General features: G+C 68.2%; 22 protein-coding genes, 1 tRNA gene and 3 pseudogenes. 8 read left to right on the forward strand and 18 right to left on the reverse strand.

Features of this window, described 5'->3' with window-relative positions; genetic code table 11:
• Window positions 1-33: 33 nt before the first annotated feature.
• The 6 genes from rpsG to ACIPTO_RS38965 all read right to left on the reverse strand — a co-directional run bounded on the left by rpsG (window position 34) and on the right by ACIPTO_RS38965 (window position 3,662).
• Window positions 34-504 carry a 30S ribosomal protein S7 gene (gene rpsG, locus ACIPTO_RS38940; RefSeq protein WP_005481264.1) on the reverse strand — a complete coding sequence of 157 codons (471 nt, stop codon included), beginning with the start codon at window positions 502-504 and terminating at the stop codon, window positions 34-36.
• 3 nt (window positions 505-507) lie between these two features.
• Window positions 508-879 carry a 30S ribosomal protein S12 gene (gene rpsL / locus ACIPTO_RS38945; protein WP_003948652.1) on the reverse strand — a complete coding sequence of 124 codons (372 nt, stop codon included), beginning with the start codon at window positions 877-879 and terminating at the stop codon, window positions 508-510.
• 498 nt (window positions 880-1,377) lie between these two features.
• Entirely contained in the window at window positions 1,378-1,935 is a 558-nt protein-coding gene (locus ACIPTO_RS38950) for a DUF1707 and DUF4190 domain-containing protein (RefSeq protein WP_366324846.1), read from the reverse strand.
• Between the two features lie 542 nt (window positions 1,936-2,477).
• The gene (locus ACIPTO_RS38955) at window positions 2,478-2,687 is read right to left on the reverse strand and encodes a hypothetical protein (protein WP_366324844.1); all 210 of its coding nucleotides are present in this window, start codon (window positions 2,685-2,687) and stop codon (window positions 2,478-2,480) included.
• Window positions 2,684-3,355 carry a hypothetical protein gene (locus ACIPTO_RS38960; protein ID WP_401199890.1) on the reverse strand — a complete coding sequence of 224 codons (672 nt, stop codon included), beginning with the start codon at window positions 3,353-3,355 and terminating at the stop codon, window positions 2,684-2,686. The genes ACIPTO_RS38955 and ACIPTO_RS38960 overlap by 4 nt, the downstream gene beginning before the upstream one ends.
• Window positions 3,348-3,662: a WhiB family transcriptional regulator gene (locus ACIPTO_RS38965; protein ID WP_401199893.1), complete on the reverse strand. Its 315-nt coding sequence runs from the start codon at window positions 3,660-3,662 to the stop codon at window positions 3,348-3,350. The genes ACIPTO_RS38960 and ACIPTO_RS38965 overlap by 8 nt, the downstream gene beginning before the upstream one ends.
• Before the next feature lie 290 nt (window positions 3,663-3,952).
• Between ACIPTO_RS38965 and ACIPTO_RS38970 the strand changes: the two genes are divergently transcribed.
• The 4 genes and pseudogenes from ACIPTO_RS38970 to ACIPTO_RS38985 all read left to right on the forward strand — a co-directional run.
• The gene (locus ACIPTO_RS38970) at window positions 3,953-4,426 is read left to right on the forward strand and encodes a helix-turn-helix domain-containing protein (protein WP_401199895.1); all 474 of its coding nucleotides are present in this window, start codon (window positions 3,953-3,955) and stop codon (window positions 4,424-4,426) included.
• 324 nt (window positions 4,427-4,750) lie between these two features.
• On the forward strand, window positions 4,751-5,122 hold the full coding sequence (locus ACIPTO_RS38975) for a hypothetical protein (protein ID WP_401199897.1): 372 nt from the start codon (window positions 4,751-4,753) through the stop codon (window positions 5,120-5,122).
• A gap of 112 nt (window positions 5,123-5,234) precedes the next feature.
• Window positions 5,235-5,732: pseudogene (locus ACIPTO_RS38980) on the forward strand (phage tail protein); the annotation flags it as partial.
• A gap of 61 nt (window positions 5,733-5,793) precedes the next feature.
• Window positions 5,794-5,990: pseudogene (locus ACIPTO_RS38985) on the forward strand (hypothetical protein); the annotation flags it as partial.
• Here ACIPTO_RS38985 and ACIPTO_RS38990 read toward each other — a convergent pair.
• The gene (locus ACIPTO_RS38990; RefSeq protein ID WP_401200063.1) at window positions 5,951-6,514 is read right to left on the reverse strand and encodes a hypothetical protein; all 564 of its coding nucleotides are present in this window, start codon (window positions 6,512-6,514) and stop codon (window positions 5,951-5,953) included. The pseudogene ACIPTO_RS38985 and the gene ACIPTO_RS38990 overlap by 40 nt on opposite strands.
• A 208-nt stretch (window positions 6,515-6,722) precedes the next feature.
• On the opposite strand from ACIPTO_RS38990, the gene ACIPTO_RS38995 reads away from it, so the two are divergent.
• From ACIPTO_RS38995 to ACIPTO_RS39010, 4 genes and pseudogenes are all read left to right on the forward strand, one after another.
• The gene (locus ACIPTO_RS38995; RefSeq protein ID WP_366324835.1) at window positions 6,723-6,929 is read left to right on the forward strand and encodes a hypothetical protein; all 207 of its coding nucleotides are present in this window, start codon (window positions 6,723-6,725) and stop codon (window positions 6,927-6,929) included.
• Between the two features lie 449 nt (window positions 6,930-7,378).
• A pseudogene (locus ACIPTO_RS39000) lies at window positions 7,379-7,579 on the forward strand (peptidoglycan-binding protein); the annotation flags it as partial.
• Between the two features lie 38 nt (window positions 7,580-7,617).
• Window positions 7,618-7,842, forward strand: a complete 225-nt coding sequence (locus ACIPTO_RS39005; RefSeq protein ID WP_401199900.1) for a hypothetical protein — start codon at window positions 7,618-7,620, stop codon at window positions 7,840-7,842.
• A complete protein-coding gene (locus tag ACIPTO_RS39010) occupies window positions 7,839-8,105 on the forward strand; it encodes a hypothetical protein (protein ID WP_401199903.1) in 267 nt (88 codons plus the stop codon). Before ACIPTO_RS39005 ends, ACIPTO_RS39010 begins: the two co-directional genes overlap by 4 nt.
• A gap of 80 nt (window positions 8,106-8,185) precedes the next feature.
• On the opposite strand, the gene ACIPTO_RS39015 is transcribed toward ACIPTO_RS39010, so the two are convergent.
• From ACIPTO_RS39015 to ACIPTO_RS39065, 11 genes are all read right to left on the reverse strand, one after another.
• On the reverse strand, window positions 8,186-12,085 hold the full coding sequence (locus ACIPTO_RS39015) for a DNA-directed RNA polymerase subunit beta' (protein WP_366324829.1): 3,900 nt from the start codon (window positions 12,083-12,085) through the stop codon (window positions 8,186-8,188).
• A gap of 94 nt (window positions 12,086-12,179) precedes the next feature.
• The gene (gene rpoB / locus ACIPTO_RS39020) at window positions 12,180-15,665 is read right to left on the reverse strand and encodes a DNA-directed RNA polymerase subunit beta (RefSeq protein ID WP_366324827.1); all 3,486 of its coding nucleotides are present in this window, start codon (window positions 15,663-15,665) and stop codon (window positions 12,180-12,182) included.
• A gap of 572 nt (window positions 15,666-16,237) precedes the next feature.
• Entirely contained in the window at window positions 16,238-16,621 is a 384-nt protein-coding gene (rplL, locus tag ACIPTO_RS39025; RefSeq protein WP_352184925.1) for a 50S ribosomal protein L7/L12, read from the reverse strand.
• 123 nt (window positions 16,622-16,744) lie between these two features.
• Window positions 16,745-17,275, reverse strand: coding sequence for a 50S ribosomal protein L10 (gene rplJ, locus ACIPTO_RS39030; protein ID WP_328830971.1), 531 nt, complete (start codon window positions 17,273-17,275; stop codon window positions 16,745-16,747).
• 265 nt (window positions 17,276-17,540) lie between these two features.
• A complete protein-coding gene (locus tag ACIPTO_RS39035) occupies window positions 17,541-18,395 on the reverse strand; it encodes a DUF1396 domain-containing protein (protein ID WP_401199907.1) in 855 nt (284 codons plus the stop codon).
• 155 nt (window positions 18,396-18,550) lie between these two features.
• A complete protein-coding gene (locus ACIPTO_RS39040; protein ID WP_401199910.1) occupies window positions 18,551-19,510 on the reverse strand; it encodes a hypothetical protein in 960 nt (319 codons plus the stop codon).
• 159 nt (window positions 19,511-19,669) lie between these two features.
• Window positions 19,670-20,395 carry a 50S ribosomal protein L1 gene (rplA, locus tag ACIPTO_RS39045; RefSeq protein WP_366324821.1) on the reverse strand — a complete coding sequence of 242 codons (726 nt, stop codon included), beginning with the start codon at window positions 20,393-20,395 and terminating at the stop codon, window positions 19,670-19,672.
• Window positions 20,396-20,474: 79 nt separating this feature from the next.
• The gene (gene rplK, locus ACIPTO_RS39050) at window positions 20,475-20,909 is read right to left on the reverse strand and encodes a 50S ribosomal protein L11 (protein ID WP_030359033.1); all 435 of its coding nucleotides are present in this window, start codon (window positions 20,907-20,909) and stop codon (window positions 20,475-20,477) included.
• A 168-nt stretch (window positions 20,910-21,077) separates the two neighbouring features.
• Complete coding sequence (gene nusG / locus ACIPTO_RS39055; protein ID WP_401199913.1) at window positions 21,078-21,935, reverse strand: transcription termination/antitermination protein NusG; 858 nt, start codon at window positions 21,933-21,935, stop codon at window positions 21,078-21,080.
• Between the two features lie 77 nt (window positions 21,936-22,012).
• Complete coding sequence (gene secE, locus ACIPTO_RS39060; RefSeq protein ID WP_366324817.1) at window positions 22,013-22,300, reverse strand: preprotein translocase subunit SecE; 288 nt, start codon at window positions 22,298-22,300, stop codon at window positions 22,013-22,015.
• 113 nt (window positions 22,301-22,413) lie between these two features.
• Window positions 22,414-22,486, reverse strand: a tRNA-Trp gene (locus tag ACIPTO_RS39065).
• Between the last annotated feature and the right edge of the window lie 136 nt (window positions 22,487-22,622).

Below are 22,622 nucleotides of genomic sequence, written 5' to 3' on the forward strand. Positions count from 1 at the left end.
TCAGTCTTCTCTCGGTCTCGATGGGGTCTGCGACTACCAGCGGTAGTGCGCGAAGGCCTTGTTGGACTCGGCCATCTTGTGGGTGTCCTCGCGCTTCTTGACGGCCGCACCGAGGCCGTTCGAAGCGTCGAGAAGCTCGTTGAGCAGACGCTCGGTCATGGTCTTCTCGCGACGGGCGCGGGAGTAACCGACCAGCCAGCGCAGCGCGAGCGTGTTGGCGCGACCGGGCTTGACCTCGATCGGAACCTGGTACGTGGCGCCACCGACACGGCGGGACTTGACCTCAAGCGTGGGCTTGATGTTCTCCAGCGCGCGCTTCAGCGTGATGACCGGGTCGTTGCTGGTCTTCTCGCGCAGGCCCTCCATGGCGCCGTACACGATGCGCTCGGCGGTGGAGCGCTTGCCGTTCAGCAGCACCTTGTTGATCAGGGAGGTGACAAGAGGAGAACCGTAGACCGGGTCGATGATGACCGGGCGCTTCGGGGCGGGGCCCTTACGAGGCATTTTCTACTTCTCCTTCTTGGCGCCGTAGCGGCTGCGGGCCTGCTTGCGGTTCTTCACACCCTGGGTGTCAAGCGAACCGCGGATGATCTTGTAGCGAACACCGGGCAGGTCCTTCACACGGCCGCCGCGCACGAGCACGATGGAGTGCTCCTGCAGGTTGTGTCCCTCACCCGGAATGTAAGCGGTGACCTCGATCCCGCTGGTCAGACGCACACGCGCGACCTTACGCAGGGCCGAGTTCGGCTTCTTCGGGGTGGTCGTGAACACACGCGTGCAGACGCCACGACGCTGAGGGGAACCCTCGAGTGCGGGCGTCTTGTTCTTCTCGACCTTGTCCTGCCGGCCCTTCCGGACCAGCTGCTGGATCGTAGGCACTACTTCTCCGGTTTCTGTGTGCCGATGGTGAAGCTAACCTGGAACGTCGCCGACCCACGCGGTCGGGTGTGTCGAATCCCGCAGACTTTCGCCGGTGAGCAAAAGGGGCGCAGATTGCGGTGGCCAGTGTCGGCTCCCTTAGTGCGGTTCAAGGCACGCACGAGAGCCAGGGCACACCCCAGGCACAAGGTCTGAGCGTACCTACCTCATTCGCTGCGGTCAAAACAAATGGGTGGCAGCCATGGGCCGACACGGGGGATGCCGAAGCCGGGCATCGTCCGCGATCTTCGAATCTACGGCGGGGAGGGGTGGGTCGGTGGGGGTGGGGGCGGGGCTCTCGGATGTGCGGGGCGGGGCTCTCGGATTCGCGGGGCGGAGACCTCGACCGGAGCCCTCTGACGGAACCTCGGCCGGAGCACCCCTAAGTCGCCACCAGTCGGAGTCCCTCTCCGGTGAGCCCCTCCAGTCAGCCCCTCCGGTCGCCCCCAGCTGGAGCTCTCAGGGAGAACTCGCGGCGGCCGCGATCAGGAGCAGCAGCATCAGGGTCCAGCCGGCTACCGCGAGCCAACCGAAGACCAGCCCGGTCAGCGCGAGTCCGTCGCCGCCCTCCTGGGTCCTGCGTATCTCCGCGCGGGCGGTGTGGCCGAGGATCACTGCGGGGATGCCGGTGAGGCCCATCGTCGGCACGGTGAGCAGCCCGCAGACCAGGGAGCCGACCGCCTTGCCGTTGGTCGGCGGCACCGGGGGCGGCAGGAACGTCGGCGGCACCGGGCGGAAGCCCGCCTGCGGTCCCTGGAACACGGGTGCGGCCTGCGGACCCTGGGGCAGATCGGCGACCAGGAGCATCAGCTCGCCCACGGTCCGGGAGTCGTAGGCCCGCGCGACCCTCTTCTCCAGCTCGTCCTCACGCAGCCGCCCCTCGGCGAAACCGGCCCGGAGCACGTCCACCGTCCGCTCCCGGTCGGCGGTCGCGGCCAGCATCGACGCCCCGCTCTGACCCTGCCAGGGCTGCGGCGATCCCTGCCCCTGTCCCTGCCACGGTGTCGGGTACGACACAGAGCACCTCCCCCGGCGCCGAAGACCGAATCCCTTCATCATGCTCCAACGCGCAGAAAACGGCACCGGTTCCCTCCGGGGGCATAAAGGGGGCCACCACCGGTCGTCCCGGGGGGCAGAGGTAGGGAGGGGGAAGGGAAACGAAGGCGGCGATACAAATCGGGAGCGGGCGGCGGTAGTAGAGAGGAGAAGCGCGGGCCGACGCGGAGAGCGGAGGTGGTCGCGGAGGGCGGAGGTGGTCGCGGCGGGCGGAGGTGGTCGCGGCGAGCGGAGGTGGTCGCGGCGAGCGGAGGTGGTCGCGGCGAGCGGAGGTGGTCGCGGCGAGCGGGGGCAGTCGGCCTTTCGGCTAGTGCACCTGGGCCGTGGTCATGGCTGTGGCCGTCGGCGGCTCGTTCCGGTTCTACGGCGGACCCGCCCTCCGGCGGAGCGGTCGGGGCCGTCCGGCCCGGGCCACCGGGGTCAGATCACCGAGCCGGATCCACCTGCGGCTGACGGCCGGAACAACCCCGCGCTTCCTATAGGAACGCGGCAGCCGCCGACCCTCACCGGACACACCGCCCGCCACCGGCCACCCGCTCCGCCGCGAACACATCCTCCAGGCGGAACAGTTGGGCCCGCCCGGCCTTCGCGACCGGGGTCAGGTGGCCGAGCTGGACCCACTTGCGGATGGTGGCGGGTGCGACCCCGGCCTCCTGCGCGGCGAGCGGGCCGGGGATCAGCGTGGGCATCCCGCTCCTGGCGAACGTCGTCATCGGTCCCATTCCCCCTCGTCCCAGGTGTGCCGGTAGGCGGGGTCGTCGTGGCAGCCGCAGTCCGGTTCCTCGCAGCGGCAGGCCGGGTTCACGCAGAGCACCGCGCCCCGGTCCGGGAAGGCCCTCAGCGAGACGGAGTCGCACCAGGGGCAACGGCCCGACACGCGCACGACGGTCTCGGTGTCGCCCAGCGCCCGCGCGCAGCGCCGCGCCATCCGCCGTGTCTCGTCCCGCACATGCGCCGCGAGTACGGCGTCGGCGGCCACCGCGTCGAGCAGCCCGGCGATCCGCCGCAACCGCTCGGGCACGGGCACCCGCCGCGCCCGAGGCAGCCCGAGCCGCTCCCGCACGGCCTCCTCTAGCTCGACGACGCCGTCGGTAATGTCCCGGATCGTGTCGGAGATGTGCAGGCGCAGCGGGGCCGCGCTGTGGCCGGGGGCGACGATTCCGTGCCGCTGTTCCAGGCGGAGGGCCTCGGCGCGCTCCTCGCGGAGCCGGTCGGCGAGGTCGGGTGGGGGCGGTGCGGCGGGGGCGGGGTGGGTGAAGTCGCCGCGGCCGGGGGCGAGTTCGACGGTGAGTTCGGGGAACTGCTGGAGCAGCGTGCCGATCCAGAGGGCGGCGTGCGTGGTCGGGTCCGCCGCGGCGGACGCCGGACTCCGGTCAGACAAGGGAGCCTCCCCGCGGAGCCGGCGCCGCCGACAGGACCGGGATGAGGTGTGCGGGGATGTCGACCGGGCGCCCGGAGCGGTAGAGCCGACCGCCGCAGACGCCGTCGAACCAGTTGTCGGCCGGGGCGACGATCCGCTCGCAGTTGCGCCGTACCGGGCAGCGGGCGCAGGCCCGCAGGACGGGGGCGGCCTCCTTGATCTTCTTCGAGAAGACGGCCTGGGGCAGGAGCCCGGAGCAGGCGGCGGCGCTCTGCCAGCCCGCGGGTTCGTCGTAGGGGCGTGGTGGCGGGCAGGAGTCGGTGGACATGGGACCTCCCTGTCGGACGGGGGGTGGCACAGGCGTTTGGCACGTGCCATCCGGGCCGTCCAGGTTTACAGATTGCGCGCGCGCCCGCAACGTAAACTGCGGTCACTCACCTCACAGCTGTGACGACAACCCGTCACGAAACCGGCCCCCACAACCGGTCCCCGCACCCCCATCTCCACCGAAGCCCCGCCTAATTGGGTAGATTTTCCTCAGCGCTTGCACGCGAGCACGTAATTCTGTGCGCGCAAGCAAGCTAAACTCGCCGCCATCCAAAGGAAGCGAGCACACAGATGACCAGCCAGGATCTGGACGCGTTCGCCGCGTGGGTCGAGGACCTGATGCGCGACCGCGGCTACGACATCGACAGCCCGCGCGGCGGCGGCAAGTCCCGGATAGCGGACGAGGCGGGCGTCCACCGGGCCGCCGTCACCCGCCTGTTGCAGCGCCAGAGCATGCCGGACCTCGAGACCACGCGCAGGCTCGCCCGCGTGCTGGGCGTGCCGGTCCGCGACATGCTCATCCGCTCCGGCCGGCTCACCGCGGAGGAACTCGCCGACCCGCACGACTACTTGGCCTCCTCCGCGCCCGGTGCCGGGTCCGGCCGCCGGCCCACGCTGGAGGAGGTCGCCGACCTGCTGGGAGTCCCGGCCGACCGGCGGGAGATGTTCGTGCGGGTGGTCGAGCAGTTCCTGCCGAACGAGGTGCCGGCGGCGGGGTCGGAGCACGCGGACCACGAGGGCGCGCGGATGCTGGTGACCGAGTGACCGGCCGGCCGGCTTCGCGGTAGTTCGCGGTAGAGGGAACTGACCCCTCCCTCCCCGCTCCCAGCCCCCGACTCCCCCGGCTTCTCCCCCGCCTCCTCGCCTCCTCGCCTCCTCGCCTCCCGGCCAGCAATTCCCGGCTCCCAGAGCCCCCTCCCCCACCCACCCCAGGTCTCCGCCGTCCCGCCGACGCCTCGCCTTTAGTTGCGTGCGCGCACGCTCGTCTGTCACAGTTGGTGCAGCGGCGGAGCTGCGCCCGCAGGTCGGCCGCTCAGCGCCTCGTCGCGTCCCGCACGCTTTCCCGAAGTTGCCCCGAGGTGACCCGGCATGACCACACCCACTCCACCGAGCACCTTCCCGGACGTCGAGGTGATGATCGTCGACGTACAGGCACCGATCGGCTTCGACGGCACGGCCGCCGCCGTGTTCGTCAACCGGCGCGGCGGCGCCTGGGTCGGCGAGCGCCATGTCGACCAGCCACTGATCGAGCTGGAGGTGTACGACCCGACCAAGCAGGCCGCGCACGTCCTGGCCAACGACGCCCGGCAGGCCGTCCTGGCGATGGCCGACATCACGTATGGCACGAATCTCGTCACCGAGGTCGAGGAGCAGGACGGCCCGCGCTGGCTGCCCGACTATCTCTACTCCGCGGCCAACCGCTACGTCACGGTGATGAAGGTGTACGTGGACGTCTATTGACCCCCTTCCCCCCTCCGCCCATCCCCCATCCCCCGCCCCCCATGCACGCACAGACCGAAGGCCCCGCCATCCCCCGGCGGGGCCTTCTTCGTACCCGGACCTCCGCCGACGGGCGACCGACTGGTCGAGCTGGAAGAACCTCGGGTTCACCTCCGGCGACGGCGTCACCTTCAGCAAGAAGGACAAGCTGGAGCCGGTCGACGTGTGGCAGGCCGTCAGCCCGGTGCACTTCGTGTACTCGGACCGCGACCTGACCCTGAAGTTCTCGCTGATGCAGTTCAACGAGGACACGCTCCCGTTCTTCATGGGCGGCGGCGGGGTCGACGCGGTGACCGGTTCGACGGGTGTCTACCGGTACGACATCGCCGACCGCCCGTTCGCCGATGTCCGCGCCCTCGGGCTGGAGTTCACGGATGTGCGGGCGAGCGACGGCTCGACCGTGACGTACCGCTTCGGTATCCCGCGCGGCCAGGTCACCGCGTCGGACGACATCAAGCTGGCCCGCAAGTCGGCGGCGCGGCCGGGCATCACGTTCAGCGCGATGTCGGCGGCCGACGGTTCGCCGCTGGCCGGCTTCGTGATGAAGGACGCCGCGTACGCCGCGTCCTGACCCACCGGTATGGGACGGGCAGGCTCGCCCGTCCCACCCCGCTCCCCCACACCCTCCCCCCCTCCCCGCCGAGCTGACCCGCGCCACCGCCAAGGCGCTGCGCAAGCTCGACGACAACGACGTGGACGGGCTGCTCCGACTCCTGCTGGGCGAGAAGCAGTTCAGCCGCTTCGAACAGCACGAGGTCGCATGCAGGACATCGCCGCCATCCTGGAGGCCTACGGCAAGGAGACCGGGCTCGGCCTGGGGGAAGGCTGAGCCTCGTCGGGTTCGTCGACGAACACGCCGAGGCCCTCGAAGCGGACCTGCTCCGCTACTACGGCATCGATCTGCTCGACTGGCACCGCGACCGGCTCTCCGCGCGCCGACTCACCGTGCTCATACGGCAGTTGCCGCACGACAGCGCCCTCCACCGGGAGCTGCACGGCGGCGGCCGACTGGTCGGTGACCGACCATCTGCTGGCCGCCGTCGTGGACCATCTCGCCTCCGCCAACTGGATGTTCGCCTCCGTCAACTCGGAGGAGGGCGACAAGCCGAACCCCCCGGCACCGGTACCGCGCCCGTCGTACGACAGCGACACGGACACCGGCGGCGGGGAGGCGCGGGGCGGGAGCGAGCCGAAGAAGAGGAAGAAGAAAGAGGGGCCAGAAAGGCCAGAGGAGGCAGCGGGGCCGGAGGGGGTGGCGGCGGACGCGGCGCCGTCGACGGTCCAACTGGCGCGTTTCTTCGGCTGATCGGAGCGGCGGTGCCCTCGCCGAGGGTGCCGGCCGGCTCCCGTCATCCGGCCGTTTCCTGCTTCACCAAGCCGGCACAACTGCCACCGCACCCCGTATCACCGCAGGTCCGGAGCATCGAGCGGGCGGCGGGGTTCGGCAAACACGAAACGCCATCCGAGATTACTCGTACACTAGTTCGAACAGACGCTTCGAACGCCTCAGGAGCGCCACCTGTACCACCAGCCCAGCGGACAGACCGGAAAGCAGGCCGACATGGCGACTGGCCCGAGCAACTCACCGCACCAGCCGATCGACACCTACGCCCACCTCGCCCACCTCCTGCGCTCCCCCGCGCCGAACCGCGAGGCCCTGCTCGACCGGCTGTACGAGGAGTTGCTCACGCGCGAGTCACGGGCGTACGCAGCGGGATGGACGGACGCGCTGACGGAGGCGGGGCGGGGCCGGGGCGGGCGACCGTAAGCACAGCTCACGTCTCACACCTCACGCCCCATGGCTCACGGTTCACCACTCACAGGTCACTGCTGACAGCTCACCGCTGACCCCGCACCGCTCACTGCTGATTGCTGACTGCTCGCACGGCGAACGCGCACCGGACCCGCCCCTCGTCGAACCCCGTACGGCGCCGCCTCCGCCGCCGTACCAACACCTCGACCGGCCGCCGGCCCCGGACCGTGCCCGCATCGCGCTACAGCGACAGCAGCAAGACGCACACCCCAGGCCGACCACACCCGCCCCCCGCGCACAGCGCGACGAGCCCGGGTCTCGGCCGGTACGTCGCGTCAAGTACGAGGCCGGGGCCGGCAAGGCGGCCAAGGGCCAGGACAGGATGAACAAGCCGATGAAGGGGAACTTCTAGCTGATCAAGTCGGTGTGGAGCGGGATCAAGACCGCGGTGAACCCCAGCCCAGCCCAGGTCCGCGATCGTCACCGCCGCGATGGGCAAGCGCCTGGTCGCCGTCGGCTGCTCGGCGTACACCGCGGGCCCCGGCCCCCAGTGGACCGCCGTCGACAAGGCCTCCTACGCCACGTGGCGGCGCAGGCTCGGCTACACCGGCTCCGCCGCCGACGGCTGGCCCGGCGCCACCTCCTGGGCCGCGCTGAAAGGTCCCGTACAGCTCCTGAATCACCCGGAAAGCGAGGTCCACCCATGTCAGAGGCCGCCAAGCGCACCCTCCGTACCGTTGTGCAGACCACTGTCGGCCTGTGCGTCCTGCTCCCGACGGTCGTCGACGCCGCCGGCGTCACCAGGATCATGGCCCTGCCCGCCGTACAGGCGCTGCTGCCCTCCTGGCTGCGCACCGACGTGCCCGCGGCCGGGGACGGCGCGCTGCTGGAGCCGGTCGTGGCCGCGCCGGGACGGGAGGACGCGTGAACGAGCCCTCCTCCCCGTCCGACCCGATCGCCTTCGCCGTGGAACTGGAACGGCTGCGCGGAACCGTCGAGGCCGGCTTCGCCCGGGTCGACGGCTCACTCGCGCTGCTGGTCCAGCGCAGCGACCAGATCGACCGCCGACTCGCCGACCACGAACAGCGGTTGGACTCCCTGGAACGCTCCCGCTGGCCGCTCGCCAGCATCGGCGCCCTGGCCGCCGTCGCCACGGTGGTGGTCACCGCCTGGGAGCTGGCACCGCACTGAACGGCACCGGGGAACGCCGAAGGGCGGCCACCCCGTACGCAACGGAGTGACCGCCCTTCAGTTCAACTCAGCCTGCTCGCTTACTGGTTGTACGGACCGTAGTCGTAGTCCTCCAGCGGAACGGCCTGGCCGGAGCCGGTGCCGAACGGCGAGTAGTCGATGTCGTCGTAGCCGACGGCCGAGTACATCGCGGCCTTGGCCTCCTCGGTCGGCTCGACCCGGATGTTGCGGTAGCGGGACAGGCCCGTACCGGCCGGGATGAGCTTACCGATGATGACGTTCTCCTTGAGGCCGATCAGGGAGTCGGACTTGGCGTTGATCGCCGCGTCCGTCAGGACCCTGGTCGTCTCCTGGAAGGACGCCGCCGACAGCCAGGACTCCGTGGCCAGCGAGGCCTTGGTGATACCCATGAGCTGCGGACGACCGGAGGCCGGGTGACCGCCCTCCTGCACCACACGACGGTTCTCCTGCTCGAAGCGGGAGCGCTCGACCAGCTCGCCGGGCAGCAGCTCGGCGTCGCCGGACTCGATGATCGTCACACGGCGGAGCATCTGCCGGATGATGATCTCGATGTGCTTGTCGTGGATCGACACACCCTGCGAGTTGTACACCTTCTGGACCTCGCCGACCAGGTGGACCTGGACGGCACGCTGACCCAGGATGCGCAGCACGTCGTGCGGGTTGGTGGCACCCACGGTGAGCTTCTGGCCCACCTCGACGTGCTCGCCCTCGCTGACCAGGAGACGGGCACGCTTCGAGATCGGGAAGGCCGTCTCGTCGCTGCCGTCGTCCGGGGTGACGACGATCTTCTTGGTCTTCTCGGTCTCCTCGATCCGCACGCGGCCCTGGGCCTCGGAGATCGGGGCGACACCCTTCGGCGTACGAGCCTCGAAGAGCTCGACGACACGGGGCAGACCCTGGGTGATGTCGTCACCGGCCACACCACCGGTGTGGAAGGTACGCATCGTCAGCTGCGTGCCGGGCTCACCGATGGACTGGGCGGCGATGATGCCGACCGCCTCACCGATGTCGACCAGCTTGCCGGTGGCCAGCGAGCGGCCGTAGCACATGGCGCAGGTGCCGACGGCGGACTCGCAGGTCAGGACCGAACGGGTCTTGACCGTCTCGATGCCGTGCTTGACCAGCTCGTCGATGAGGACGTCGCCGAGGTCGGTGTTGGCCGGGGCCAGCACCTTGCCGTCGACGGTGATGTCCTCGGCCAGCGCACGGGCGTACACGCTGGTCTCGACGTTGTCGGCCTTGCGCAGGACACCGTCCGCGCCGCGCTCCGCGATGTGCAGCTTGAGGCCGCGGTCGGTGCCGCAGTCCTCCTCGCGGATGATGACGTCCTGGGAGACGTCGACCAGACGACGGGTGAGGTACCCCGAGTCGGCGGTACGCAGGGCGGTGTCGGCCAGACCCTTACGGGCACCGTGGGTGGAGATGAAGTACTCCAGCACGGACAGGCCCTCACGGAAGGACGCCTTGATGGGACGGGGAATCGTCTCGTTCTTGGCGTTCGACACCAGACCACGCATACCGGCGATCTGACGCATCTGCATCATGTTTCCTCGGGCACCCGAGTCAACCATCATGAAGATGGGGTTCGTCTTGGGGAAGTTCTCGTTCATCGCCTCGGCGACCTCGTTGGTCGCCTTGGTCCAGATCGCGATGAGCTCCTGCGTGCGCTCTTCCTTGGTGATCAGACCGCGCTCGTACTGCTTCTGGACCTTCTCGTCCTGCGCCTCGTAGCCCTTGACGATCTCCTTCTTCGCCTCGGGAACGACGACGTCGGAGATGGCCACGGTGACACCGGAACGGGTCGCCCAGAAGAAGCCGGCCGCCTTCAGGTTGTCGAGCGTCGCCGCCACGATGACCTTGGGGTAGCGCTCGGCCAGGTCGTTGACGATCTCGGAGAGCTGCTTCTTGCCCACCGAGTAGTCGACGAACGGGTAGTCCTCGGGCAGCAGCTCGTTGAAGAGCGCGCGGCCCAGGGTCGTACGCAGCCGGAAGGTGTCACCCTGCTGCCACTCCGGCTCGCCCTCCTCGCGGACCGGCGGCACCCAGCCACGCGGCGGGATGGTGCCCACCGGGAAGCGGATGTCAACGGTCGACTGGAGCGCCAGCTCGCCGGCGTCGAACGCCATGGTCGCCTCGGCCGTGGAGCCGAACGCGCGGCCCTCGCCCTTGACGTCACGGAGCTCGCCGTCGGTGGTGAGGAAGAACAGACCCAGCACCATGTCCTGGGTCGGCATCGTCACCGGACGGCCGTCGGCGGGCTTCAGGATGTTGTTCGAGGACAGCATCAGGATGCGGGCCTCGGCCTGCGCCTCCGCGGAGAGCGGCAGGTGCACGGCCATCTGGTCACCGTCGAAGTCCGCGTTGAACGCGGTGCAGACGAGCGGGTGGATCTGGATGGCCTTGCCCTCGACCAGCTGCGGCTCGAAGGCCTGGATGCCGAGGCGGTGCAGCGTGGGCGCACGGTTCAGCAGGACCGGGTGCTCGGCGATGACCTCTTCGAGGACGTCGTAGACCACCGTGCGGCCGCGCTCGACCATCCGCTTCGCCGACTTGATGTTCTGCGCGTGGTTCAGGTCGACCAGGCGCTTCATCACGAACGGCTTGAAGAGCTCCAGCGCCATGGCCTTCGGCAGACCGCACTGGTGCAGCTTCAGCTGCGGACCGACGACGATCACGGAACGCGCGGAGTAGTCCACACGCTTGCCGAGCAGGTTCTGACGGAAGCGACCCTGCTTGCCCTTGAGCATGTCGGACAGCGACTTCAGCGGACGGTTGCCGGGGCCCGTCACCGGGCGGCCACGACGGCCGTTGTCGAAGAGCGCGTCGACGGCCTCCTGGAGCATGCGCTTCTCGTTGTTCACGATGATCTCGGGGGCACCGAGGTCGAGAAGGCGCTTCAGGCGGTTGTTGCGGTTGATCACACGGCGGTACAGGTCGTTCAGGTCGGAGGTCGCGAAGCGGCCACCGTCCAGCTGCACCATCGGACGGAGGTCCGGCGGGATGACCGGCACGCAGTCGAGCACCATGCCCTTGGGGCTGTTGCTGGTCTGCAGGAACGCGGAGACGACCTTGAGGCGCTTGAGCGCACGGGTCTTCTTCTGGCCCTTGCCGGTGCGGATGATCTCGCGGAGGCGCTCGGCCTCCTCGTCGAGGTCGAAGGACTCCAGGCGCTTCTGCAGCGCCGCGGCACCCATCGAACCGTCGAAGTACGTGCCGAAGCGGTCACGCAGCTCGCGGTAGAGCAGCTCGTCGCCCTCCAGGTCCTGGACCTTGAGGTTCTTGAACCGGGTCCACACCTCGTCCAGGCGGTCGATCTCGCGCTGCGCACGGTCGCGCAGCTGCTTCATCTCCCGCTCGGCACCTTCGCGCACCTTGCGGCGCACGTCGGCCTTGGCGCCCTCGGCCTCCAGCTCGGCCAGGTCGGTCTCGAGCTTCTTGGCGCGGGCCTCGAGGTCGGAGTCACGCCGGTTCTCGACCTGCTGACGCTCCACGGAGACGTGCGCCTCCAGCGAGGGCAGGTCACGCGTGCGGCGCTCTTCGTCGACGAACGTGATCATGTACGCCGCGAAGTAGATGACCTTCTCGAGGTCCTTCGGGGCGAGGTCGAGGAGGTATCCCAGACGCGACGGGACACCCTTGAAGTACCAGATGTGGGTGACGGGCGCGGCCAGTTCGATGTGGCCCATCCGCTCACGGCGCACCTTGGCGCGGGTCACCTCGACGCCGCAGCGCTCACAGATGATGCCCTTGAAGCGGACGCGCTTGTACTTGCCGCAGTAGCACTCCCAGTCCCGGGTCGGACCGAAGATCTTCTCGCAGAAGAGTCCGTCCTTTTCGGGCTTGAGCGTGCGGTAGTTGATGGTCTCGGGCTTCTTGACCTCGCCGTGGCTCCACTGACGGATGTCGTCAGCGGTCGCCAGACCGATCCGGAGCTCATCGAAGAAGTTGACGTCGAGCACTATGCGTCAATCCCTCTCAGGGTTGTAAGTCTTGGGGTCTGATACGGGGGTCCTGGGGCCGGAGACCTGCGCGCGGCAGGTCTCCGGACTCCCGTCAGACCTCTTCGACGCTGCTCGGCTCGCGCCGGGACAGGTCGATGCCGAGCTCCTCCGCTGCGCGGAAGACATCCTCGTCGGTGTCACGCATCTCGATGGACATACCGTCACTGGACAGCACCTCCACGTTCAGGCAGAGCGACTGCATCTCCTTGATGAGCACCTTGAAGGACTCGGGGATGCCGGGCTCGGGGATGTTCTCGCCCTTGACGATGGCCTCGTAGACCTTCACGCGGCCGGTGACGTCGTCGGACTTGATCGTGAGCAGCTCCTGGAGGGCGTACGCGGCGCCGTATGCCTCCAGCGCCCACACCTCCATCTCGCCGAAGCGCTGACCGCCGAACTGCGCCTTACCACCCAGCGGCTGCTGGGTGATCATCGAGTACGGACCGGTCGACCGGGCGTGCAGCTTGTCGTCGACCAGGTGGTGCAGCTTCAGGATGTACATGTAGCCGACCGAGATCGGCTCCGGGAACGGCTCGCCGGAGCGGCCGTCGAACAGCGGGGCCTTACCGGTCGGGAGCACCATGCGCTCTCCGTCGCGGTTCGGGATGGTGTGCTGGAGCAGACCCGCGAGCTCGTCCTCACGCGCACCGTCGAAGACGGGGGTGGCGACGTTGGTGCCCGGGGCGACCTGGTCGGCCGAGATGGCCTGGAGGCGCTGGGCCCAGTCGTCCGCGAGGCCGGAGACGTCCCAGCCGCGGCTGGCGAGCCAGCCGAGGTGGATCTCCAGGACCTGTCCCGGGTTCATTCGGGACGGGACACCCAGCGGGTTCAGGATGATGTCGACCGGGGTCCCGTCCTCGAGGAACGGCATGTCCTCGATGGGCAGGATCTTCGAGATGACACCCTTGTTGCCGTGTCGGCCGGCCAGCTTGTCGCCGTCGGTGATCTTGCGCTTCTGCGCAACGTACACGCGGACCAACTGGTTGACGCCGGGCGGCAGTTCGTCGCCCTCCTCGCGGTCGAAGACGCGGACGCCGATGACCTTGCCGATCTCGCCGTGCGGCACCTTCAGCGAGGTGTCGCGCACCTCGCGCGCCTTCTCGCCGAAGATCGCGCGGAGCAGGCGCTCCTCAGGGGTCAGCTCGGTCTCACCCTTGGGCGTGACCTTGCCGACGAGGATGTCACCGGCGACGACCTCGGCACCGATCCGGATGATGCCGCGCTCGTCGAGGTCGGCGAGGACCTCCTCGGAGACGTTCGGGATGTCCCGGGTGATCTCCTCGGGGCCCAGCTTGGTGTCACGGGCGTCGACCTCGTGCTCCTCGATGTGGATCGAGGAGAGGACGTCGTCCTGGACGAGGCGCTGCGACAGGATGATCGCGTCCTCGTAGTTGTGACCCTCCCAGGGCATGAACGCCACGAGCAGGTTCTTGCCGAGCGCCATCTCGCCGAACTCGGTCGCGGGACCGTCGGCCAGCACCTGGCCGGCGATGACCCGGGCGCCCTCGTCCACGACAACCTTCTGGTTGACGGAGGTGCCCTGGTTCGAGCGGGAGAACTTGGCGAGGCGGTACGTGGTGTACGTGCCGTCGTCGTTGGCGGTGGTGATGTAGTCCGCGGAGACCTCCTGGACCACACCGTCCTTCTCCGACTTCAGGACGTCACCGGCGTCGACCGCGCAGCGGTACTCCATGCCGGTGCCGACCAGCGGCGCCTCGGACTTGATCAGCGGAACGGCCTGACGCATCATGTTCGCGCCCATGAGGGCACGGTTGGCGTCGTCGTGCTCCAGGAACGGGATCATCGCGGTCGCGACGGACACCATCTGGCGCGGGGAGACGTCCATGTAGTCGACGTCGTCACCGGGGACGTAGTCGACCTCTCCGCCGCGGCGGCGGACCAGGACGCGGGACTCCTCGAACCGGAAGTCGTCGTCCAGCGGCGCGTTGGCCTGGGCGATGACGAAGCGGTCCTCCTCGTCGGCGGTCAGGTAGTCGACCTCGTCGGTGACGACACCGTCGGTGACCCGGCGGTAGGGCGTCTCGACGAAACCGAACGCGTTGACCCGGCCGTAGGAGGCGAGCGAGCCGATCAGGCCGATGTTCGGGCCTTCGGGGGTCTCGATCGGGCACATGCGGCCGTAGTGCGAGGGGTGCACGTCACGGACCTCGAAGCCGGCCCGCTCACGGGAGAGACCACCCGGGCCAAGAGCCGACAGACGGCGCTTGTGGGTGAGACCCGACAGCGGGTTGTTCTGGTCCATGAACTGCGACAGCTGGCTGGTGCCGAAGAACTCCTTGATGGAGGCGACGACCGGCCGGATGTTGATCAGGGTCTGCGGCGTGATCGCCTCGACGTCCTGGGTCGTCATCCGCTCGCGGACGACACGCTCCATACGCGCCAGGCCCGTGCGGACCTGGTTCTGGATGAGCTCGCCGACGTTGCGCAGGCGGCGGTTGCCGAAGTGGTCGATGTCGTCGGTCTCGACGACGATCGTCGTGCCGTTGTCGCCGACGGTCTCGGTCTCACCGGCGTGCAGCTTCACCAGGTACTTGATCGACGAGATGATGTCCTCGACGGTCAGCACACCGGCGTCGAGCGGGGCTTCGCCGCCCAGCTTCTTGTTGACCTTGTAGCGGCCGACCTTGGCGAGGTCGTAGCGCTTCGGGTTGAAGTAGAGGTTCTCCAGAAGCGTCTGCGCGGCCTCGCGGGTCGGGGGCTCGCCCGGACGCAGCTTGCGGTAGATGTCGAGGAGCGCGTCGTCCTGGCCCTGGGTGTGGTCCTTCTCCAGGGTGGCGCGCATGGACTCGTACTCGCCGAACTCCTCGAGGATCTGCTCGGTCGTCCAACCGAGAGCCTTGAGCAGGACGGTGACGGACTGCTTGCGCTTGCGGTCGATGCGGACACCGACCATGTCGCGCTTGTCGATCTCCATCTCCAGCCAGGCACCCCGGGACGGGATCACCTTGGCGGAGAAGATGTCCTTGTCGGACGTCTTGTCGATGGAGGAGTCGAAGTAGACACCCGGCGAACGGACCAGCTGCGACACGACGACACGCTCGGTGCCGTTGATGACGAAGGTGCCCTTGTTGGTCATGAGCGGGAAGTCGCCCATGAAGACCGTCTGGGACTTGATCTCGCCGGTCTCGTTGTTGGTGAACTCAGCGGTTACGAAGAGCGGGGCGGCGTACGTGAAGTCGCGCTCCTTGCACTCGTCGATGCTGTTCTTGGGAGGTTCGAAACGGTGGTCGCGGAAGGTCAGCGACATCGACCCGGAGAAGTCCTCGATCGGAGAGATCTCCTCGAAGATCTCCTCCAGACCGGACTTGGTGGGGACGTCCTGACCCGACTCCAGAGCCGCCTCGACCCGACTCTGCCAGGCGGTGTTGCCGAGCAGCCAGTCAAAGCTCTCGGTCTGCAACGCGAGCAGGTTGGGAACCTCGAGGGGCTCCTTGATCTTTGCAAAGGAGATGCGCAGCGGGGCGGTGCTGGCGCCGTTGTTCATATTCGCGGTCGAGGCAGTGCGCGAGGCGGCCAAGAGGGGGTCCTTCCGAGGGCTCGGACTCACTACGCGCGTACCGGCCCCTCGCAGGGGCAAGGAGACACGGACTTCCTGAGTCGGCCCGGAAAGGCCAGGTCAGAGATGGTCCGGTCGTCGATGCTCAAGTGAGGGCATGCCCCTGGTGACGGGCAGGGAGCAGCTAACAGGCAGCGCAAAGGGTCAGTGTAGCCACTCGGCGCACTGATGTCCAGCCCCGCTTTTCTGCGACCCTCGTCGTGCTCAACACCCTCGGCAAGCTCACGTCCTCAACGCGTTGATACTGCCCTCTTCGCCGCCGATCCATGCCTCGGATTCGGATCGTTGTGACGACGCGTCCTGAGAATTGCGCGCTGCGTGCGGTTCGTCAAGGCCTCCATGGCCCACACCACATGCCACCAGGGATGCCACGGAGGCACGAAGAAGATCACCATACTCCGCGAACCCCTGATCGCAAGGCTGCCGCTCACCCGACCCAGGAACGCCGAAGAGCGACCACCCAGATGGATGATCGCTCTTCAGGGGTGAGGCGTTACAAGGTCTTTGGGACCCCGTTCACGGCCTCGGAGGTGTTACTTGACCTCGACCGAGGCGCCGGCGCCCTTGAGGGACTCGGCGGCCTTCTCGGCGGCCTCCTTGGCGACCTTCTCGAGGACGGGCTTCGGGGCGCCGTCCACGAGGTCCTTGGCCTCCTTGAGGCCCAGGGAGGTCAGCTCGCGCACGACCTTGATGACCTGGATCTTCTTCTCGCCGGCGCCGGTGAGGATGACGTCGAACTCGTCCTGCTCCTCAGCGGCCTCGACCGGGGCGCCGGGGGCGGCGGGACCGGCAACGGCGACCGCGGCGGCGGCGGTGACGTCGAACTTCTCCTCGAACGCCTTCACGAACTCGGAAAGCTGGATGAGGGTCATGGTCTCGAACTCGGCGAGCAGTTCGTCCTGGGTGAGAGCCACGATGGCTTCCTTCCACTAATTTCGGCTGGTGCCGGTGTGTACATGTCTGGCGGGCGTACGTTCGGCCCGCTACGACCGCTGCCGTGCGGCGCGAAGCCTCAGGCGGCGGTCATGCTGCGAGCCGAATTACTCGGCACCGCCCTGCTCTTCTTGCTTGGCGCGAAGGGCGTCCACGGTGCGGACGAGCTTCGACGGGAGCGCCTGGAAGAGCTGCGCAGCCTGAGTCTGCTTGCCCTTGAAAGCACCCGCCAGCTTGGAGAGCAGAACCTCGCGGGACTCGAGGTCCGCGAGCTTCTTGATCTCGTCGGCGGACAGCGCCTTGCCGTCAAGGACACCGCCCTTGATGACGAGGTTCGGGTTGTCCTTGGCGAAGTCACGAAGACCCTTCGCCGACTCCACCGGGTCACCGGTGATGAAGGCGACCGCCGTCGGACCGTTGAACAGGTCGTCGAGCGTGTTGATCCCGGCCTCGTTGGCCGCAATCTTGGTCAGCGTGTTCTTCACCACGGCGTACTGGGCGTTCTCACCGAGCGAACGACGCAGCGTCTTGAGCTGCGCCACGGTGAGACCCCGGTACTCGGTCAGCACGGCGGCGTTCGAGTCGCGGAACTGTCCCGCGAGCTCGGCTACCGCGGCAGCCTTGTCGGGCCTTGCCATAGAGCGTCGGCCTCCTTCCGGGTGATGAGGACCGCTCAGAAGGGGCTGGGACAGAGAAAACGCCCCGGCGCGGGCGCACGGGGCGTAGCTCGACCGGAAACGGCATTCCCGGGAGCACATCCAGTCCACCTGCGCGGGTCGTCCACTGTTCAGCGGATCCTTCGGTCGCCACACCCTGTGACAGGCACGGCAACGACCAGCGGTCTTTGGCTTCTGGAGCAGAGTACGTGAACGCCGCAGGCTCAAGCAAATCCGCCCGTACGGCTCAGCCCTGGGCGCTCTTCATCAGCTCGGCGAGGTCGGTCGTGTCCTTCGCGGGCGGGGCGGTGACCGTCACCGGCTGGTTCAGCCCGAGGAAGGTGACCGTCATGTCCAGCGGGCCCTTGTCGGCCTCGCCGCGCATCCGGAACCGCTTGGCGTGGTGGTCGCCGTCGATCCACATGTCCATGGTGATCGCGTCGACGCCCATCTTCTCGTACTGCTCGACGCTCCTCCGGCGCCGCTCGCCGGTGGCCTTGTCCTCGCTCCTGGCGGCGGCCTTGACGTCGGCGAGAGTGACCCTGCCGGCGTAGTGGGTGGTGCGCACTCCGTCGACGGTCTCCGTGCCGACCTTCTTCACGTCCTTGGCGCCGGTGAGGAAGGCGGTCTCGGCGGCCGGGTTCTTGTCGGCCTCGGCGGCGCCCGTCGCGTTGGCCGTCAGGTCGTTGCCCACGCCTCCGAGGGCGGACGTGTCGAGCTTCAGCCAGCTCTTGCCGCCCAGCTCCTTCGCCGTCCCGGGGCCGCCGTTGATGTAGAGCGCCTTGCCGACGACGCGCAGCTGGACCGTCCCGCCGGACTTGGACGAGGTCATCTTCATGCTCATGGCCTGCGGTTCGGTGGTCATCGCCGCCTCGGCCCTGATGGTCCCCTCGCCCGGCATCTCGCCGGCCATCCGGTAGCGGAGCGAGGTGATGTCCTCCGTCTTCTTCGCCGCGTCGGCGACGGCCGCGGCGGGCGCCATGTCCGGCGACCGGTCCGCGGCGCCCTTCGAGCAGCCGACCGCTCCCCCGGCGAGGAGCAGGGCGGCGAGCCCGGCACCGGTGGCTCCGCGGTGTGCGGAACGGCGTACGGAAGACCTCATGTGTTTCCCCCCAGGGAACGGAACGCGACGGCCGCGAGGAACCCGTGGGACACAGGGAACGCATGGCCGCCGCACAGCGAGAGCCGTGAGCCTAACCCCGGACGGTGCCGGGGGTCTTCCGAATTCCCGTGGGCCCGGCCGCAGTCGGGCCCTGTTCAGGAGCTCGTGCCGGACCCCGTCGCCGTGTCGCCGCTGCCCGGGGTCAGGCCCTGCTTCTTCAGCAGGGCCGTGAAGTCCTCGGTGTCGCTCGCCGGGGGCACCGTCGCGTCGGCCTTCACGCCGTAGTCGCTGTAGAACGCGGTCTGGGTGTACTGGCCGGACGACATCTGGCCCTTCTCGATCTTCTTGACCAGGAGGTCCTGGGTGTTGATCCAGATGTCGACGTGCTCGGTGGTGACGCCGGCCGCGGTGAGCTGCTTCTTCATGGCGGCGAGCTGGCTCGCGGTGAGGTTCGAGTTCTTGGCGGCGAGGTCGGCGACGTCGACCGTGCCCGCGTAGTGCGTGGTCTGCTGGCCGCGGACCGGTTCCGTGCCGACCTTCGTGACGTCACCGGAGGCGAGGAGGAGCTTCACCGACTGGTTCGGCGTCGAGTTCTGGATCTGGTCCTTGAGGTACGCGCCGGAGCTGCCGCCGAGCTTGGCCAGGTCGTCGTAGTCGTACTTGATCCAGTGCTTGCCGTCGGCCTGCTCGGCGAACTTCTCGCCCATCCTGGCGTAGTACGCGTCCGGCAGATAGCGGGCCTCCATCGAGGTGCTGCCCGCCGCGCGCATCGTGTCGGCCAGGGTGCCGCCGGTGTACGTCATCGTGAGGGTGCCGGTGAGGCCGTCGCCCCAGCCGAGGTTCCCCTTGGCGTCCATGGACATCAGGGAACCCATCACGGTGGACGACTCGACCTTCGCGGAGTCCGCCTTGTCGGTGGACTGCTCGGCGCTGCGCAGGGCCGCGATGGGGCTCACCCGGGTCGCGCCCTTGCCGACGGCCTTGTCGTCCTTGCCGGAGCCCCCGGAGGAATCCGAGGAACCCGAGGAACCCGAGGAACCGCAGGCGGCCACGGAGGCCAGCGCGGTCGCCACCGCGATCGAGAGTCCCACCCGGCGCACGGTCGTGCTCTTCATTCGTCCCCACCCCTATGCGATTGCTGTGCCTGCCAAGAACGCTAGCGCAGGGCACTGACACCCCGTCCGAAAAGAGGACGAGCCCCGCAACCGGAAAGGTTGCGGGGCTCGTCCGATGCTGACGCGCGCTGGACGCGGCTGCCGGGGTGAGCGCGGGGCTCAGACGGCGGCCGGGTCCTCCTCGACGAGGAGGTTGCGGGTGCGGTTCGGGTCGACCGGGATGCCGGGGCCGATCGTGGTGCTGATCGCGGCCTTCTTGATGTAGCGACCCTTGGCGGCGGACGGCTTCAGACGGAGGATCTCGTCCAGGGCCGCGCCGTAGTTCTCCACCAGCTTGGTGTCGTCGAAGGACGACTTGCCGATGATGAAGTGCAGGTTCGAGTGCTTGTCGACGCGGAACTCGATCTTGCCGCCCTTGATGTCGTTGACGGCCTTCGCCACGTCCGGCGTCACGGTGCCGGTCTTGGGGTTCGGCATCAGACCACGGGGGCCGAGCACGCGGCCGAGGCGGCCGACCTTGCCCATGAGGTCCGGGGTGGCGACGACGGCGTCGAAGTCCAGCCGGCCCTTCGCCACCTCGTCGATGAGTTCGTCGGAGCCGACGATGTCGGCGCCGGCGGCGGTCGCGGCCTCGGCACGGTCACCGGTCGCGAAGACCAGGACCCGGGCGGTCTTGCCGGTGCCGTGCGGGAGGTTCACGGTGCCGCGGACCATCTGGTCGGCCTTGCGCGGGTCGACACCCAGGCGGAAGGCGACCTCGACGGTGCCGTCGAACTTGGAGGTGGAGGTCTCCTTGGCGAGACGCACGGCCTCGAGCGGGGCGTACAGCTTCTCCCGGTCGATCTTGGCGTCCGCAGCGCGGAGAGACTTGCTGCGCTTGCTCACTACTGCTCCTGTGTGTGTTCTGAGGAGTCGTGGTGTGGGCCGAGCAGGCCCTGCCACGGTCTTTCCTGCGAGGTGAAGGTCAGCCCTCGACCGTGATGCCCATGGAACGGGCGGTGCCGGCGATGATCTTCGACGCGGCGTCCAGGTCGTTGGCGTTCAGGTCGGGCATCTTGGTCGTGGCGATCTCACGGACCTGCGCCTGGGTGATCTTGGCGACCTTGGTCTTGTGCGGCTCGCCGGAGCCCTTCTCGACACCCGCGGCCTTGAGGATCATCTTCGCGGCCGGCGGAGTCTTGGTGATGAAGGTGAAGGAGCGGTCCTCGTAGACCGTGATCTCCACCGGGATCACCCAGCCACGCTGCGACTCGGTGGCCGCGTTGTAGGCCTTGCAGAACTCCATGATGTTGACGCCGTGCTGACCCAGCGCGGGGCCGACCGGCGGAGCCGGGTTGGCCGCGCCGGCCTGGATCTGGAGCTTGATGAGCCCCGTGACCTTCTTCTTCTTGGGAGGCATTGCTCTCTCCGGGTCCTAGTGAGAGTTTTCGGCCGCCGTCCGGTTAATCCGGATGGAGGCATACCGCACAACGATAACGGGTATCCATGTGCGACTAAAAACCGAGCAGGTCAGAGAGGCTTTTGACAGCCCGTCTGACCTGCTCGGAAGCCGTATGTCCAGGGAGGACTAGTTCTTCTGGATCTGGTCGAAGGAGAGCTCCACCGGCGTCTCGCGGCCGAAGATCTCGACGAGGCCCTTGACCTTCTTCGAGTCGGCGTTGATCTCGTTGATCGTCGCCTGCAGCGTCGCGAACGGGCCGTCGGTGACGGTGACCGAGTCGCCGACCTCGAAGTCCAGCACCTGGACCTCGACCTTGCGCTGCGGAGCGGGCTTGCCCTCGGCCTCGGCGGCCTCGCGCGCGGCCTTCTCCTCGGCCTCCGGGGCGAGCATCTTGACGATCTCGTCCAGGGTCAGCGGGTACGGGTCGTAGGCGTTGCCCACGAAGCCGGTGACGCCGGGGGTGTTGCGGACGACGCCCCAGGACTCGTTCGTCAGGTCCATGCGGACCAGGACGTAGCCCGGGAGCTTGTTCTGCTTGATGGTCTTGCGGTCGCCGTTCTTGATCTGGACGACTTCTTCCTGCGGCACCTCGGCCGCGAAGATGTAGTCCTCGACGTTCAGCGAGACGGCGCGCTGCTCCAGGTTGGTCTTCACGCGGTTCTCGTAACCGGCGTACGTGTGGATGACGTACCACTCGCCGGGAAGGAGACGCAGTTCCTCGCGCAGGGCGACGACGGGGTCCACGGGCTCGGCCGGCTCGGTCTCTTCCTCGTCGTCCTCGGCCACGGCCTCGTCGTCGAGGTCCTCGGCCGCTTCCTCGTCCTCGTCCTCGACGTGCACGGCGGCTTCCTCGGCGGGCTCGCCCGCGTCGGCGTCTGCAGCCTCGACCTCGTCCAGCTCCTCGTCCGCGCCCTCGACGATGTCGAGTTCGTCTTCCACGGACTCGTCCGGCTCGACGGCCTCGTTCAGGTTCGGGTCAGACACGTGGCTGCTTCTTCCTGGATACATGGGGGTGGAACACGCGAAAGGGGCGCCGGTCAGGGCGCCCTTCGCTTCCGGCCTCAGCCGAAGACGTACTTCGCGGCGTGATTGAGTCCATAGTCAATCACGGTCACCAGACCGATCATGATGACGACGAAGACGATCACGACGGTCGTGTACGTCGTCAGCTGGTTGCGCGTCGGCCAGACGACCTTGCGGAGCTCCGCGACGATCTGGCGGTAGAAGATGCCGAGGCGCTTCAGCGGGCCCTTCTTGGCGCGCTTGCCACCTTTGCGGGGCTTCTTCTTGGACTCCGACACCTCGTCCTGGGCATCAGGAGTGTCGATGGAGCCCACGGCGTCCGCCATTCATCCTCACCTGTTCCCGGGTCGTGGCCGTGCCGCGCCCGGTCTGAGCCGCACGGCGGTGCATTGCTGTACGTACATGCGCTGCGCACACATCCTGGTGAAGGTGTGTGTAGCAGGGCCGGAGGGACTTGAACCCCCAACCGCCGGTTTTGGAGACCGGTGCTCTACCAATTGAGCTACGACCCTTTGTGACGTCCCCAACGTACCGCATCCGCCCGGGTGCTCGGTGTGCACCCAGTAGGGCGCGGCTGTTGAAGGCCAACGAGCTAGGAGTGTACGTGCTCCGGCGCCGGTCGTCGAACAGAAAGTGCCTGTACGGGGA

The organism is Streptomyces sp. NPDC090083, from assembly GCF_044747445.1.
In the GTDB taxonomy this organism is placed as follows: Bacteria; Actinomycetota; Actinomycetes; order Streptomycetales; family Streptomycetaceae; genus Streptomyces.

Bases quoted from the DNA above. Each gene is read 5' to 3' on its own strand.
- ACIPTO_RS38970 (WP_401199895.1), top strand. From the start codon at position 3,953: ATGACCAGCCAGGATCTGGACGCGTTCGCCGCGTGGGTCGAGGACCTG.
- ACIPTO_RS38975 (WP_401199897.1), top strand. From the start codon at position 4,751: ATGACCACACCCACTCCACCGAGCACCTTCCCGGACGTCGAGGTGATG.
- rpsG (WP_005481264.1), bottom strand. From the start codon at position 504: ATGCCTCGTAAGGGCCCCGCCCCGAAGCGCCCGGTCATCATCGACCCG.
- ACIPTO_RS38995 (WP_366324835.1), top strand. From the start codon at position 6,723: ATGGCGACTGGCCCGAGCAACTCACCGCACCAGCCGATCGACACCTAC.
- ACIPTO_RS39005 (WP_401199900.1), top strand. From the start codon at position 7,618: ATGTCAGAGGCCGCCAAGCGCACCCTCCGTACCGTTGTGCAGACCACT.
- ACIPTO_RS38955 (WP_366324844.1), bottom strand. From the start codon at position 2,687: ATGACGACGTTCGCCAGGAGCGGGATGCCCACGCTGATCCCCGGCCCG.
- secE (WP_366324817.1), bottom strand. From the start codon at position 22,300: ATGGCGGACGCCGTGGGCTCCATCGACACTCCTGATGCCCAGGACGAG.
- ACIPTO_RS38990 (WP_401200063.1), bottom strand. From the start codon at position 6,514: ATGACGGGAGCCGGCCGGCACCCTCGGCGAGGGCACCGCCGCTCCGAT.
- rplK (WP_030359033.1), bottom strand. From the start codon at position 20,909: ATGCCTCCCAAGAAGAAGAAGGTCACGGGGCTCATCAAGCTCCAGATC.
- rplJ (WP_328830971.1), bottom strand. From the start codon at position 17,275: ATGGCAAGGCCCGACAAGGCTGCCGCGGTAGCCGAGCTCGCGGGACAG.
- ACIPTO_RS38965 (WP_401199893.1), bottom strand. From the start codon at position 3,662: ATGTCCACCGACTCCTGCCCGCCACCACGCCCCTACGACGAACCCGCG.
- ACIPTO_RS39035 (WP_401199907.1), bottom strand. From the start codon at position 18,395: ATGAGGTCTTCCGTACGCCGTTCCGCACACCGCGGAGCCACCGGTGCC.
- ACIPTO_RS39040 (WP_401199910.1), bottom strand. From the start codon at position 19,510: ATGAAGAGCACGACCGTGCGCCGGGTGGGACTCTCGATCGCGGTGGCG.